This is a genomic window from Providencia rettgeri (assembly GCF_023205015.1).
Lineage (GTDB): Bacteria > Pseudomonadota > Gammaproteobacteria > Enterobacterales > Enterobacteriaceae > Providencia > Providencia rettgeri_E.
On record NZ_CP096258.1, the window covers coordinates 1,957,003 to 1,971,247 of the forward strand.

Below are 14,245 nucleotides of genomic sequence, written 5' to 3' on the forward strand. Positions count from 1 at the left end.
AACAATGCCACATCTCGCTGAGTTGGTTGCACAGGCAAAAGCAGCCATTGAACAGGCCCAAGATGTTGCTACGTTGGAATCAGTGCGTGTTGAATATTTAGGCAAGAGCGGCCATTTCACACTACAGATGAAAACGTTGCGTGAACTGCCTGCTGAGGAACGTCCAGCAGCAGGGGCTGTGATAAATGAAGCTAAAGTACAGGTTCAAGATGCTCTGAACGCCCGTAAGGACGCGATGCAAGCTGAAATCCTTAATGCGCGTCTGGTATCAGAGAAAATTGACGTATCATTACCAGGGCGTCGTATGGAAAATGGTGGGTTACACCCGGTGACCCGTACAATTCAGCGAATTGAAGAGTTTTTTGGCGAATTAGGTTTCTCTGTTGAAACAGGCCCAGAAATCGAAGATGACTATCATAACTTTGATGCGCTAAATATCCCTGCTCACCACCCTGCGCGTGCAGACCACGATACTTTTTGGTTTGATGCAAAACGCTTACTGCGTACGCAAACATCAGGTGTGCAAATTCGTACAATGAATGGCCAACAGCCACCGATTCGTATCATTGCCCCCGGTCGTGTATATCGTAATGATTATGACCAAACACATACACCTATGTTCCATCAAACAGAAGGCCTGATTGTTGATAAAGATATTAGTTTTACCAATCTAAAAGGCACACTGCATGATTTCTTGAATAACTTTTTTGAAGAGGAAGTTCAAGTACGCTTCCGTCCATCCTATTTCCCATTCACCGAACCTTCAGCGGAAGTTGATGTGATGGGTAAAAATGGCAAATGGCTGGAAGTATTAGGCTGCGGAATGGTGCATCCAAATGTATTACGCAATGTAGGTATTGACCCTGAAGTTTACTCTGGATTTGCATTTGGTATGGGAATGGAACGTCTAACAATGCTACGTTACGGTGTTTCTGACCTGCGTGCATTCTTCGAAAATGATCTTCGTTTCCTCAAACAGTTTAAATAAGGCGGGTCTATCTCATGAAATTCAGTGAACTATGGTTACGCGAATGGGTAAACCCGGCGATCAGTAGTGAAGCTTTATCCGACCAAATCACGATGGCGGGTTTGGAAGTTGACGGTGTAGATGCAGTTGCAGGCCAATTTCACGGCGTTGTTGTTGGTGAAGTGGTTGAGTGTGGCCAGCACCCAAATGCAGACAAACTGCGCGTTACAAAAGTTAACGTAGGCGGTGAGCGTTTATTAGATATCGTCTGTGGTGCACCAAACTGCCGTCAAGGCCTAAAAGTTGCTGTTGCAACCGTGGGTGCAGTATTACCGGGCGATTTTAAAATTAAAGCGGCAAAATTGCGTGGCGAACCTTCTGAAGGCATGCTGTGTTCTTATTCTGAGCTGGGTATTTCTGATGACCACAGCGGAATTATTGAATTGCCACTAGATGCCACTATCGGTACCGATATTCGTGAATATCTAAAGCTTGATGATAATGCGATTGAAATCAGCATTACACCGAACCGTGCAGATTGCTTGAGTATTCTTGGGGTTGCACGTGATGTCGCTGTTATTAACAAATTAGCGCTAAATGAGCCGGTTATTAACGCCGTGACCGCAACGACAAAAGATACATTCCCAATTCGAGTCGAAGCACCAAATGCCTGCTCACGTTTCTTAGGTCGAGTGATCAAAAATATTGATGTGTCAGCGCCAACGCCAATGTGGATGAAAGAAAAGTTGCGCCGTGGTGGCGTCCGTTCTATTGACGCGGTTGTGGATATCACCAACTACGTCTTATTGGAACTGGGTCAGCCTCAACACGCTTATGACTTAGACCGTTTAGATGGCGCTATTGTTGCTCGTATGGCAAAAGAAGGGGAGAAACTGGTTCTCCTTGATGGCAGTGAAGCAACGTTAAAATCAGACACATTAGTGATTGCTGATGAATCAAAAGCATTGGGGATTGCAGGTATTTTTGGCGGTGAACACTCAGGTGTTAATACGGAAACCAAAAATATTTTATTAGAGTGTGCATTCTTCGACCCATTATCAATCACTGGCCGCGCACGTAATTACGGTTTGCACACAGATGCATCTCACCGTTTTGAGCGTGGTGTTGACCCTCAATTACAGTTTAAAGCGATTGAACGTGCTACTGCGCTAATTGTTGAGATTTGTGGTGGTGAAGTCGGTGAAATTATTGATGTAACCAGTGAACAGCATTTACCAAAAGCCGCAAATATTAAACTGACCCGCAATAAATTAGACCGTTTGATTGGTCACTTTATTGATGATGAGTTAGTGACTGATATTTTGACGCGTTTGGGGTGCAAAGTCACAGCATCTGCAAACACATGGGATGTTGTTGCTCCAAGCTGGCGCTTCGATATGCAAATCGAAGAAGATTTAGTGGAAGAAGTCGCTCGTGTTTATGGTTATAACAGCATTCCTGATGTGCCATTACGTGCTGATTTGACCATGACTAATCACAAAGAAGCTAACTTACCTTTAAAACGTATTAAAGCAATGTTAGTTGACCGTGGCTATCAAGAAGTCATCACTTACAGTTTTGTAGACCCTAAAGTGCAAGCTTTACTGCACCCACAACAAGACGCGTTGATTTTACCTAACCCGATTTCGGTTGATATGTCAGCGATGCGTTTATCATTGTTGACTGGTTTATTAGGAACGGTTGTCTATAATCAGAATCGTCAACAAAATAGAATTCGTTTATTTGAGACGGGTCTGCGCTTTACTCCTGATAATCAAGCAGAATATGGGATCCGTCAGGAACCAATGCTTGCAGGGGTTATTACAGGCAATAGATTTGAAGAACATTGGTCATTAGATAAACAAGTTGTTGACTTCTTTGACTTAAAAGGTGATCTTGAAGCTGTTTTTGAATTGACTGGGAAACTAAATCAAATTACATTTAAATCTGAGGCACATCCTGCATTGCATCCAGGTCAAAGTGCTGGGATTTATCTGGAAAATGAACACATTGGCTTTATTGGTGTGGTTCACCCAGAATTAGAACGCAAACTCGATTTAAATGGTCGTACGGTGGTGTTTGAGGTTCGTAGTGATGCGATAGCACAACGTGTCATCCCTGAAGCTAAGGCGATTTCGCGCTATCCATCGAACCGCCGTGACATCGCTGTTGTCGTGCCAGAAGATGTGGCTGCTGCTGAAGTTTTAGCAGAGTGTAAAAAAGTTGGCATAAATCATATAGTTGGCATAAACTTATTTGATGTGTACTGTGGTGAAGGAATAGCAGACGGCTACAAGAGCCTTGCTATCAGTCTTGTCTTCCAAGATACCCAACGTACCATGGAAGAAGAAGAGATCACTGCTACCGTTGATCTGTGTATTGCTGCGTTAAAACAGCGATTCCAAGCCTCCTTGAGGGACTAAACCTATGGCGCTTACTAAAGCTGAAATGTCAGAAAATTTGTTTGAAAAACTGGGTGTTAGCAAACGCGATGCTAAAGACCTTGTCGAAACTTTCTTTGAAGAGGTTCGCCTTTCCTTAGAAAATGGTGAGCAAGTAAAATTATCTGGATTCGGTAACTTTGATTTACGTGATAAAAATCAACGTCCCGGACGTAACCCAAAAACTGGGGAAGATATTCCAATTACTGCACGCCGTGTTGTTACTTTCCGCCCAGGCCAAAAATTAAAAAGCCGTGTAGAAAAAGCAACACCGAAAGAGTAATTATATCGTTTGATATGAAAAAAGACCGCCTAGGCGGTCTTTTGTTTTTTTTGTATAACTAATTGTTTTATAAATGGATTTATAAAGCATCATCCACATTACATCCACATGTAACCCACCTTTAGCATTAGCCCCGTGTTATAAGGGGCTTCACATTTATTCTATTACCATATGTAATAATGCATCTGAATACAGTCAAATAGGAAAGTATCATGGCTAAACCTATAATTTTCGGGGATTATCAATTTAAAACTAAAAAGTCTGCTATAGAGGAAATCAGGAGGAGAATTTCTTTTTATCAATTTTGCCAGAAACTCACTGAGGAAGATGAAATTTTTTTCTCAGAATTGTTTAAATTACATAGCGAATATGAAGAAAAAGTTGGGTGCGGCATAGCAAGTATCACAGTAGAAAAAGATTTTCATAATAACAAATGCCTTTATATACACCGTCAGGATGGTAAATCTACTGACATTAGTTGGGTTCACTGTGTTAAGCCTGCATCTCAAAAAACTATTGTATCTTATGCATTTAGGAGAGCAGTTAAGGAAGCCATTGTTGCCTTTAAAAAAGATAATCTTAAAGAAACAATATATTGTCCAATATTGCATATTCCATTAAATTTTGAAAACAGCCATGTGGCATATATAACCCCCTCATTTGACCAACTATTCTTAAGCTTTTTAGAGCTAGTTGAACAAAATATTGGCTCCATAGAACTAAAAAATCCAAACTCTGATGATTATGACCAAAGGGGAGTAATTAGTGATTCACGTTTAAAAGAAAAGTGGGTGCAATATCATCAAGAGAACGCACAATTGAAACTTCTAAGTGCTAAAGCTAACTTAAGTAGAAAATCATAATTGATATTATTTAAATCATAAAAGCCCCTTGTTCATAGGGGGTAATTTTATAGCGAAAGCGTTTTTTGCTGGTATTTATTCGGATGCGGCTCAACAACATTAATATGTGCGGGTTTTACAACAATTTTGGTCACTGATTCGTGACTGACAAATGTGCAACCACAATTAATATTTTGGCACTGGTTATAGCGTTCTTTGGTTTCGGATGAGACTTGATAGGAACTACGTGTATGTGCAGCGTGACCGCATTCGGGACAATTCATCATGATTATGTATCCTTTGTCATGATGTTGATGTTACGTAAATTATACCATGTGTATCCATACAGTCTAAAAAATTATTCATCAGCCATATCTAAATCTGAAATCTTAACCTCCAACTCCAAAGCTGAAGTAAACCCGCTGTCATTCAGTGAATGAACGACTCGCGTTAATGTCCAGTCCGCGTTATCAATTTCTGGTTTAAATCCGCTGACGGTGACAGGCATTTCAGGGTAGAGATCTGCACGGCCAACCGCGAGTTGAATCGAAAATGACGCTACACCACGTTGGATTTTTTCCCAGTTGGCTTTTGCGGCTCGAGCGGCATTTTCTTTCGGTTCAGCAGGTTTTGTAGGTTGTTTGCTTTTTCGCTTACGTTTTACCGTCACTGTTTTTTTCTTTTTCAGCTCATGTGTGTCAAGCCAGGTACCAATTCGGATTAGGTTTCGAATCAAACGTAAAATTTCGGTATTATTCATAAAACATAGATTGCCACGGATGAAGAACGAGGCGCATGTGTATGACCTTGTACCATCGTTGGCACAAACCAAATAATGTGAAGTTCATGAGCTTTACAAGGTGTAGTTTATAAACTACACTTTAAGCATGAAAGAACTTAAACAGACCGACGCATTCCGTTTATGGGAATCAAAACTAAAAGATAAAAGAGCGCGCACCATGATTGCCACGCGGCTATTTCGTTTAGCAAATGGTTTAGCGGGGGATGCAATGCCAGTGGGTGAAGGGATCAGTGAATTAAGAATTCATTATGGCCCTGGTTATCGTGTCTATTATCAGCAACGAGGCAATACGATAATCCTTTTGTTGTGCGGTGGTGATAAAGGCTCTCAATCACGCGATATTACATTAGCTAAGACACTGGCTAAAAAGTGGATTTTAGAGGAAAACAATGATGAGTAATTTAACAACTTATGATCCAGCGCTCGCGCTAGTCGATGATGAAGAGATTGCTTTTTTCATGGCCGATGCCATCGAAACGGGTGATTCTGCTTATATTGCAAAGGCGTTAGGGATTGTGGCCAGAGCGAAAGGAATGAGCCAAATCGCGGCAGAAACAGGGCTTTCTCGTGAACAATTATACCGCTCATTTAGTGAAGATGGTAACCCGACATTAAAATCAACGTTGGCGGTAATGAAAGCGCTAGGTGTTGAGCTAACGGTAAAAACTCACGTTAATTAATTTTTCATTGAGCCAGAAAATCAATAATCTGACTTTCAATATGCCTGATTTCTTTTTGTCTATAACCCTGCGTTAAAAAATGCCTTACTGGTTTGTATAATGGTGCTAATTAACGTATCACAAAACTCGTAACTTATCGAAAAATATTGCTAGCCCCGATGTTCTGGGGCTGGCAATGACCGCCTAGGCGGTCTTTTGTTTTTTTAAACTTCAAGCGTACAATTTAGTGTGAATCAATGCCTCAATAAAGGTAATCATTCTATTATTTAATGTCATACTCTCTATTGAAGGGACTTTAAATTGATCGCCTAGTAGCCTAGGTGCTAGACATATAGCAAGGTTTTTGGCATCCATTTTTGCTGCTGGGTTTTTAGCGATATCAGCAAAAAGGGATGTAAGTATGTTGAATGGCATTGAAGGTGTTATCTCATTAATTCTGTTTTTTGTCTGGATTAATATGTCTTTGGCTTTCTCGTCGGTGGGTTCTTTTTCTTTCGTAAGTGAGATGGTATCTCGTTGACTTTTATAAGCATCTTCTAAAGCTTTATCAGGTGATTTGTTTAAAAAATAGGTAGTAAAGTTCTGTTTTTCCATGATCAGTCCAAATAATTTTTTATAAGCCAAGGTAATACTTGGAAGGCTAATATTATTATCTTCAATAAATTTTTGAGTAAGAGGCTCATTGGAATTTAAATGCTGAAAGATTAAATTTATATCTTTGTCTTTACCTGAGAGCCTGAAAATCCCCGTTGTTGACGCAAAATCTGGATGTAAACGGATTGCTCTATCTAGTATATTTAAGTGGTGATGCATTCTTCGTTCATCATTCGAAATATCGTTTTGTGCATCAATTAAGCGTATGTTTATTTTAAATTGAGGGATCACCGCTGACCTATCAAGCTCAATTTCTGAATCGCTTTTGAGTGCATGTGTTATATCACTTGATAATTTACTAATATCATTAATAGGTTGAGGTAAATCATTGGGAATAACATTAGAGGTTTTTGAGCAATATATTGGGTTTTCATATACCTTAAATTTAGTTTTGTTGCTAAATAACGGATAAAAAAATATTTTATTACAGATAGTTTTAATTTGTTGCCAAAATGAAGGCGATTTATGCTTTTGGGCAAATGGGTTAGTTATTTGCGTGGAGTTTGTAATAGTGGGCTTAGTTAAAATAGGCATAGTATCCTCTGGTTTTGTGGTTAATGAAACTCTACTGATCATAGGTAGTTGGTATCGTATTTCTTTCATAAATAGATATAATTGAGAATTCCCCCAACACTATTTTAAATATTATTAACATAATGAATAATCACTTAGTAAAGCTTCAGAGAAACCAGCTTCGCGATGATATGCGATTAATTATTATGCTGATTATTTTTTTATTAATCATGTGGATGGTTTATTTAAGCGTGGGAGAAATTCAGCTATGGCCTAGCCAATGGGGGAGCGAAAGTGCTCAGCTTTTTGTGTGGCAAATTCGTTTTCCGCGCCTGTTAGCCGTGATAATCGTCGGTGCTTCACTGGCAGTCACAGGCGCTATCATGCAAGCCTTATTTGAGAACCCATTGGCAGAACCAGGACTCTTGGGAGTAAGCAATGGTGCGGGTGTAGCTGTGGTATTTACGGTATTGCTATCTTCAGGCGTGACGCATTATTGGTTAATAAGTGGTAGTGCGATTATAGGAGCCTTACTATTTACATCCATATTGCTCTATTTTGCTCGTCGTAAGAATTTGAATAACTCCAGTTTATTGCTTGTCGGTGTTGCACTCGGTGTGATTAGTGGTGCCTGTATGACATGGATGGTGTATATGAGCAGTAATCTTGATTTGCGGCAATTATTATATTGGATGATGGGAAGTTTTAGTGGGATTGGTTGGCGCCAAATTGGTCTGGTTATTGGTTGTTTACCGTTTTTAATTTGGGCGCTTTTTCAAGGGAATATACTAAATTATCTTTCATTGGGAACGGTACAAGCTTACCAATTAGGCATTTCAATTCATAAATGGCGCGTTATATTAATTATTATTAGTGGTGTATTAATTGGTCTGAGTGTAGCGATAGCGGGGGCAATAAGCTTTATTGGTCTGGTAATTCCTCATATATTGAGATTAAGCGGCTTAACAGATAACCGTGTATTATTGGTTGGTTCTGCGGTGGCAGGGGCGTTAGGGTTATTAACTGCAGATTTATTGTCTCGGTTATTAATCGCCAATGCTGAAGTTCCTATTGGTGTTATTACGGCAACGCTAGGGGCTCCGATATTTATTTTCTTATTAATTCGTCATCAACAGTGGCGGTAGATATGATGGATAATAAACTGATTATTGATATTAAGAATATTACCATCGATACACGACTCGTTAATGTTTCCGCTCAAGTACTGGCTGGGCAACAAATTCATATATTGGGTGCTAATGGTGCGGGGAAAAGCACATTATTAAGTGCAATAAGTGGCTATTTACCCATGGATGGCGATATTTTAATAGATGGGAAAAGTATACGGCAGTATCGTATTGCTCAATTGAGCAAACAGCGAGCTTACCTTCCACAATGGGTTAACGAACCCCCTATACTTAAAGTTTTTCAATATATTGGCCTGTTTTCGCCTAAAACAATATTTTCTGCAGGTATCTTTGAGCACTTATGTACAGACTTTCAACTTACATCATTATTGGGTCAGTCTATTAGTCAACTTTCGGGTGGAGAATGGCAGAGAGTTCGAATTATAGCTGCATTTTTGCAAGTCTGGGACAATCAACAATGCGAAGGAAAGTTTATATTATTGGATGAGCCAACCAATAATTTAGATATTATTCAGCAAGCAATGCTTGATAAATGGATTAAATATTTTTGTGATTGCTTAGGAACCGTTATAATGAGTGGTCATGACCTTAGTCATTCGTATAAAAATGCATCTTGTATTTGGATGATGAAACAAGGGCAGTTAGTTGCAGTAGGGAAACCTGAGTGCATCATGACAGAAAAAAATTTATCTGACATATTTATGTCTGAAATTAAGTTAGCAAACAGCACATCCCACCGAGTATGGCAGGTGATAAATTTAGCCGATGTGCAATAAGTTGTTTGTATCACACATTTTTGCATGATAATACCGCAATGTTTGCAGGTGTTGAGGTTCGGTTAAAGTATAATTAACTAGAATATTCTATTCACAACGAAAACTAGGCTATAAACAATATGAGCAATTTCTTACCATTTTCAAAACCAGCAATTGGTGATGAAGAGGTCAAAGCAGTAGAAAACGTTCTGCGTTCAGGCTGGATAACAACAGGCCCACAGAATCATCAACTAGAAGACGATTTTTGTCAGCGCTATGGCTGCAAGCATGCAATTGCATTGTCATCAGCAACTGCAGGTATGCATGTTGTATTAATGGCATTGGGTATTGGTCCTGGTGATGAAGTTATTACGCCTTCTCAAACATGGGTGTCAACAATCAATATGATTGAGTTGCTTGGGGCAACCCCTGTCATGATTGACGTTGATCGTGACACACTGATGATCCAACCTAATGCCGTAGAAAAAGCGTTAACAGAAAAAACAAAGGCCATTATCCCAGTACATTATGCAGGGGCGCCTTGTGATTTAGACGCGTTACGCTTAATTGCTCAAAAAGCGGGTGTGGCTTTAATCGAAGACGCTGCGCATGCCGTTGGTACACGATATAAAAACGAGTGGATTGGTGAAAAGGGAACGTCTATTTTTTCTTTTCATGCCATCAAAAATGTGACCTGTGCGGAAGGTGGGCTAGTTGCCACAGACGACGATGAGCTCGCTCAGCGTGTACGCACGCTTAAATTTCACGGCTTAGGCGTTGATGCGTTTGATAGGCAAATGCAAGGCCGTAAGCCTCAAGCAGAGGTTGTTGAACCCGGTTTTAAATATAATTTATCGGATATTCATGCCGCAATAGCCGTGGTGCAGTTATCACGAGTAGAGCAATTGAATCAGCGTCGTGCAGAGCTTACAGCTCGTTATCGTGAGCTGCTAAAAAATTCCCCTTTACAAATGTTGAGTGTCCCTAGTTACTCACATTTACATGCGAATCACTTATTTATGGTGCGTGTTGATAAAGCCGAATGTGGTATTGATCGCGATACATTCATGGAAAAATTGAAAGAGCATGATATTGGAACAGGGTTGCACTTTCGCGCAGCACATACTCAAAAATATTATCGTGAAAAATACCCTGAATTAGTTTTACCTGAATCAACATGGAATAGCGCCACATTGTGTTCGTTACCTTTATTTCCCGATATGACTGATGCAGATGTTGAGCGGGTTGTTAAAGCTGTAGAAGCAGTTCTTTTGGAGTCAAAATAGTGTCACACGCAGATGAATTTGATGAGATTAAAAAAGTCTCAGTAGTAATCCCTGTCTATAATGAAGAGCAGAGCTTACCGCAATTGCTAGAACGTACTATCAAGTCATGTAAACAATTAACTCAATCCTATGAATTAATTCTAGTTGATGATGGTAGTAGCGATCGTTCAGCGAAAATGCTGACAGAAGCAGCGGAAAACCCCGATAACCACGTTATTGCAATTATTTTAAACCGTAACTATGGTCAACATTCTGCAATTATGGCTGGCTTTAACCAAGCTGATGGCGACTTAGTGATTACTTTGGATGCAGATTTACAAAACCCACCAGAGGAAATCCCTCGTTTAGTCCAAACTGCAATGCAAGGTTATGATGTCGTTGGTACGCGCCGTGCGAATCGCCAAGACTCTTGGTTTCGCAAAACAGCTTCTAAAATGATTAATGCGATGATCACGAAAGCAACAGGGCGTTCAATGGGCGATTACGGTTGTATGCTACGTGCATACCGCCGTCATATCATTCAAGCTATGTTGCAGTGCCATGAAAGAAGCACATTTATTCCTATTCTAGCGAATACATTTGCACGTAGAACCATTGAAATTGATGTAGCGCATGCAGAACGTGAGTTTGGTGATTCTAAATACAGCTTTATGAAGCTGATTAATTTAATGTATGACTTATTAACTTGCCTAACTACGGCACCACTGCGTTTATTGAGTGTTGTCGGAAGTGTTATCGCGATTGGCGGTTTTTTATTAGCGGTATTGTTAATGGCGTTGCGTTTAATTTTGGGCGCAGAGTGGGCAGCAGATGGCGTATTCACTCTGTTTGCAGTACTCTTTATGTTTATTGGTGCGCAATTTGTTGCCATGGGGCTTCTGGGCGAATACATCGGTAGGATCTACAATGATGTGCGCGCGAGACCCCGTTATTTTATTCAAAAAGTCGTTGGAGCAGATGCGAAATCCGACAAAAATCAGGAAGAAGACTAATGAAAGCTATTGTTTTTGCCTATCATGATATTGGCTGCGTAGGGCTAAAAGCGCTTGAAAAAGCAGGTTTTGATATCCAAGCTGTGTTTACACACACTGATGACCCAAATGAAAACCACTTTTACTCCTCAGTTGCGCGTTTAAGTGCTGACATGGAACTTCCTGTTTTTGCGCCTGAAAACGTTAATCACCCATTGTGGATTGAGCGCATTCGCGAAATGAAACCGGATGTCATTTTCTCTTTCTACTATCGTGATATGTTAAGTGAAGAGTTGTTAGCAATCGCGCCTAAAGGTGCGTTTAATCTCCATGGCTCATTACTCCCTAAATATCGTGGTCGTGCACCTATCAATTGGGCATTATTAAAAGGTGAAAGCGAAACAGGTGTAACCTTACATAAAATGGTCGCTAAACCAGACGCTGGCGATATCATTGCTCAAGAAAAAGTGGCTATTACCGATACAGACACTAGCCTGACTTTACATGCAAAAGTCCGTGAAGCAGCGGAAGTTTTATTGGATAAAACACTGCCATTAATCGAAGCAGGTAGTTACAAAGCCGTTGCGCAAGATGAAAGCCAAGCAACGTACTTTGGTCGTCGTACCGCTGAAGATGGCTTGATTAACTGGAACAATAGTGCAAAAGAAGTTAACTGCTTGATTCGTGCAGTGACTGAACCTTATCCAGGTGCGTTCACTTATTTAGGCGCACGTAAAATGGTTATCTGGCGCGCACGCATTTTAGATGATAACCAAGGTAAGCCCGCTGGTACGGTGTTGTCGAGTGACCCACTGCGTATCGCTTGTGGTCAAGGTGCTATCGAAGTCATTAGCGGCCAAAGTGAGACAGGTTTATATATGCAAGGCAGCCGTCTTGCTAACGAAATGGGTATCGTGACTGATGTCCGCGTTGGTGCAAAACCAACAGCACAAGTTAAGCGTCGCACACGTGTTCTTATTTTAGGTGTCAATGGCTTTATTGGTAACCATTTAACGGAACGCCTGTTAAAAGATGGCAACTACGATATCTATGGTATGGATATCGGCTCTTCTGCGATCGAGCGTTTTATTGGTAACCCTTGTTTTCACTTTATTGAAGGTGATGTTAGCATTCACACAGAATGGATTGAGTACCACATCAAAAAATGTGACGTTATTCTGCCTCTGGTTGCGATTGCGACGCCAATTGAATATACCCGTAATCCACTACGCGTTTTCGAATTAGACTTTGAAGAAAACTTGAAAGTTGTACGTTACTGCGTGAAATATAACAAACGCATTATCTTCCCATCGACCTCTGAAGTTTATGGTATGTGTGATGATAAAGAGTTTGATGAAGACGAGTCACGTTTAATTGTTGGTCCAATCAATAAACAACGTTGGATTTACTCAGTTTCTAAACAATTACTTGACCGAGTGATTTGGGCATACGGTGCGAAAGAAGGGTTGAAATTCACCTTATTCCGTCCATTCAACTGGATGGGACCTCGCTTAGATAGCTTGAATTCTGCACGTATTGGTAGCTCACGTGCTATTACTCAGTTAATTCTAAATTTAGTTGAAGGTTCGCCAATTAAACTGGTTGATGGCGGTGCACAAAAACGTTGTTTTACAGATATTAAAGACGGTATCGAAGCATTGTTCCGTATCATCGAAAATAAAGATGGTAAATGTGATGGCCAAATCATCAATATCGGTAACCCAACAAATGAAGCGAGTATTCGTGAATTAGCAGAAATGTTGTTGGAAAGCTTCGAAAAACACCCACAACGTGGAAAATTCCCTCCATTTGCGGGCTTCCGTGAAATCGAAAGCAGCAGCTATTATGGCCAAGGGTATCAAGATGTTGAACACCGTAAACCAAGTGTTGAAAATGCACGCCGTTTACTGGACTGGGTTCCAACTATCGATATGAAAGATACCATTGAAGAAACGTTAGACTTCTTCTTACAAGGTGCCGTTGAAGAGTTAGGTAATAAAGACTAATGAAAAAAGTTGGCTTGAGAATTGATGTGGATACCTACCAAGGTACTTTAAAAGGGGTTCCACAGTTACTCAAAGTGCTCAAAGAGCACAATATTCAGGCCAGCTTTTTCTTCAGTGTAGGGCCCGATAACATGGGGCGCCATTTATGGCGCCTTTTGCGTCCTAAATTTCTGTGGAAAATGCTTAGGTCTAATGCAGCATCCCTTTATGGGTTAGATATCTTATTAGCGGGCACAGCATGGCCGGGTAAAAAAATTGCTAAAGATTTAGGCTACTTGATGAAACAAACCTTGGATGCCGGCCATGAAGTTGGCTTACATGCATGGGATCACCAAGGTTGGCAGGCTAAGGTTGCTAAATGGACTAAACCACAACTGACCGAGCAAGTTAAGTTAGGGGTTGATGCTCTAGAGCAAGCCATTGGGCATCGTGTGACGTGTTCAGCTGTTGCGGGCTGGCGAGGTGATGAGCGCGTGCTAGAAGTTAAACAGATGTTTAACTTTGACTACAACAGTGATTGTCGTGGCAAATATCCATTTAGGCCAATTTTAGCCGATGGCTCACTTGGGACAGTGCAAATCCCTGTTACACTGCCAACTTACGATGAAGTTGTGGGAACAGTCGTAAGTGATGAAGCATTTAATGATTTTATTCTTCAAGCAATTAAAGAAGATCAAGGCGTTCCAGTTTATACTATTCACACAGAAGTGGAGGGAATGTCTAAATCGGAACAATTTTCACAATTATTGGAACGAATTACACAAGAAGAAATCCAATTCTGTACATTAAGTGAATTACTGCCAGACGATTTAAATTCATTGCCAAAAGGGCGTGTGGTGAGGGCACCATTCCCTGGACGTGAAGGCTGGTTAGGCTGCCAAGAAGAGGAATAAGCAA

The 14,245-nt window shown here is 40.5% G+C and carries 14 protein-coding genes and 1 pseudogene; 12 read left to right on the forward strand and 3 right to left on the reverse strand.

The window, feature by feature from the left end; translation table 11 throughout:
• Nucleotides 1–4 precede the first annotated feature (4 nt).
• The 4 genes from pheS (at nucleotide 5) to M0M83_RS08990 (ending at nucleotide 4,554) form a co-directional block, all read left to right on the forward strand.
• Complete coding sequence (pheS, locus tag M0M83_RS08975) at nucleotides 5–988, forward strand: phenylalanine--tRNA ligase subunit alpha (protein WP_102139209.1); 984 nt, start codon at nucleotides 5–7, stop codon at nucleotides 986–988.
• Between the two features lie 14 nt (nucleotides 989–1,002).
• The gene (gene pheT / locus M0M83_RS08980) at nucleotides 1,003–3,390 is read left to right on the forward strand and encodes a phenylalanine--tRNA ligase subunit beta (protein WP_248468292.1); all 2,388 of its coding nucleotides are present in this window, start codon (nucleotides 1,003–1,005) and stop codon (nucleotides 3,388–3,390) included.
• A gap of 4 nt (nucleotides 3,391–3,394) precedes the next feature.
• On the forward strand, nucleotides 3,395–3,691 hold the full coding sequence (gene ihfA / locus M0M83_RS08985) for an integration host factor subunit alpha (RefSeq protein WP_004263721.1): 297 nt from the start codon (nucleotides 3,395–3,397) through the stop codon (nucleotides 3,689–3,691).
• A 212-nt stretch (nucleotides 3,692–3,903) separates the two neighbouring features.
• Complete coding sequence (locus M0M83_RS08990) at nucleotides 3,904–4,554, forward strand: DCL family protein (RefSeq protein ID WP_248468294.1); 651 nt, start codon at nucleotides 3,904–3,906, stop codon at nucleotides 4,552–4,554.
• A gap of 47 nt (nucleotides 4,555–4,601) precedes the next feature.
• Here the strand turns inward: M0M83_RS08990 and M0M83_RS08995 are convergent, their stop codons facing one another.
• Both M0M83_RS08995 and M0M83_RS09000 read right to left on the reverse strand, forming a co-directional pair.
• Nucleotides 4,602–4,820, reverse strand: coding sequence for an ogr/Delta-like zinc finger family protein (locus tag M0M83_RS08995; RefSeq protein ID WP_248468296.1), 219 nt, complete (start codon nucleotides 4,818–4,820; stop codon nucleotides 4,602–4,604).
• A gap of 71 nt (nucleotides 4,821–4,891) precedes the next feature.
• Nucleotides 4,892–5,248 (reverse strand): annotated as a pseudogene (locus M0M83_RS09000) (phage late control D family protein); the annotation flags it as partial.
• A gap of 172 nt (nucleotides 5,249–5,420) precedes the next feature.
• Here M0M83_RS09000 and M0M83_RS09005 point away from each other — a divergent pair.
• Both M0M83_RS09005 and M0M83_RS09010 read left to right on the forward strand, forming a co-directional pair.
• On the forward strand, nucleotides 5,421–5,735 hold the full coding sequence (locus tag M0M83_RS09005) for a type II toxin-antitoxin system RelE/ParE family toxin (RefSeq protein WP_248468298.1): 315 nt from the start codon (nucleotides 5,421–5,423) through the stop codon (nucleotides 5,733–5,735).
• Complete coding sequence (locus M0M83_RS09010; RefSeq protein ID WP_117162001.1) at nucleotides 5,728–6,015, forward strand: addiction module antidote protein; 288 nt, start codon at nucleotides 5,728–5,730, stop codon at nucleotides 6,013–6,015. Before M0M83_RS09005 ends, M0M83_RS09010 begins: the two co-directional genes overlap by 8 nt.
• A 210-nt stretch (nucleotides 6,016–6,225) precedes the next feature.
• On the opposite strand, the gene M0M83_RS09015 is transcribed toward M0M83_RS09010, so the two are convergent.
• The gene (locus M0M83_RS09015) at nucleotides 6,226–7,203 is read right to left on the reverse strand and encodes a RhoGAP domain-containing protein (RefSeq protein WP_248468300.1); all 978 of its coding nucleotides are present in this window, start codon (nucleotides 7,201–7,203) and stop codon (nucleotides 6,226–6,228) included.
• 122 nt (nucleotides 7,204–7,325) lie between these two features.
• Here M0M83_RS09015 and btuC point away from each other — a divergent pair, with 122 nt between their 5' ends.
• The 6 genes from btuC (at nucleotide 7,326) to arnD (ending at nucleotide 14,241) form a co-directional block, all read left to right on the forward strand.
• Complete coding sequence (btuC, locus tag M0M83_RS09020; RefSeq protein ID WP_248468302.1) at nucleotides 7,326–8,327, forward strand: vitamin B12 ABC transporter permease BtuC; 1,002 nt, start codon at nucleotides 7,326–7,328, stop codon at nucleotides 8,325–8,327.
• 2 nt (nucleotides 8,328–8,329) lie between these two features.
• Nucleotides 8,330–9,106, forward strand: a complete 777-nt coding sequence (locus M0M83_RS09025) for an ATP-binding cassette domain-containing protein (protein ID WP_248468304.1) — start codon at nucleotides 8,330–8,332, stop codon at nucleotides 9,104–9,106.
• 119 nt (nucleotides 9,107–9,225) lie between these two features.
• Nucleotides 9,226–10,371 (forward strand): UDP-4-amino-4-deoxy-L-arabinose aminotransferase, encoded by a 1,146-nt coding sequence (arnB, locus tag M0M83_RS09030; RefSeq protein ID WP_213913267.1) that lies wholly within the window; start codon nucleotides 9,226–9,228, stop codon nucleotides 10,369–10,371.
• Nucleotides 10,371–11,363, forward strand: coding sequence for an undecaprenyl-phosphate 4-deoxy-4-formamido-L-arabinose transferase (arnC, locus tag M0M83_RS09035; protein WP_248468306.1), 993 nt, complete (start codon nucleotides 10,371–10,373; stop codon nucleotides 11,361–11,363). The genes arnB and arnC overlap by 1 nt, the downstream gene beginning before the upstream one ends.
• Nucleotides 11,363–13,348 (forward strand): bifunctional UDP-4-amino-4-deoxy-L-arabinose formyltransferase/UDP-glucuronic acid oxidase ArnA, encoded by a 1,986-nt coding sequence (arnA, locus tag M0M83_RS09040; protein WP_248468318.1) that lies wholly within the window; start codon nucleotides 11,363–11,365, stop codon nucleotides 13,346–13,348. The genes arnC and arnA overlap by 1 nt, the downstream gene beginning before the upstream one ends.
• Nucleotides 13,348–14,241, forward strand: coding sequence for a 4-deoxy-4-formamido-L-arabinose-phosphoundecaprenol deformylase (gene arnD, locus M0M83_RS09045; RefSeq protein ID WP_125890952.1), 894 nt, complete (start codon nucleotides 13,348–13,350; stop codon nucleotides 14,239–14,241). The genes arnA and arnD overlap by 1 nt, the downstream gene beginning before the upstream one ends.
• Nucleotides 14,242–14,245: the final 4 nt, after the last annotated feature.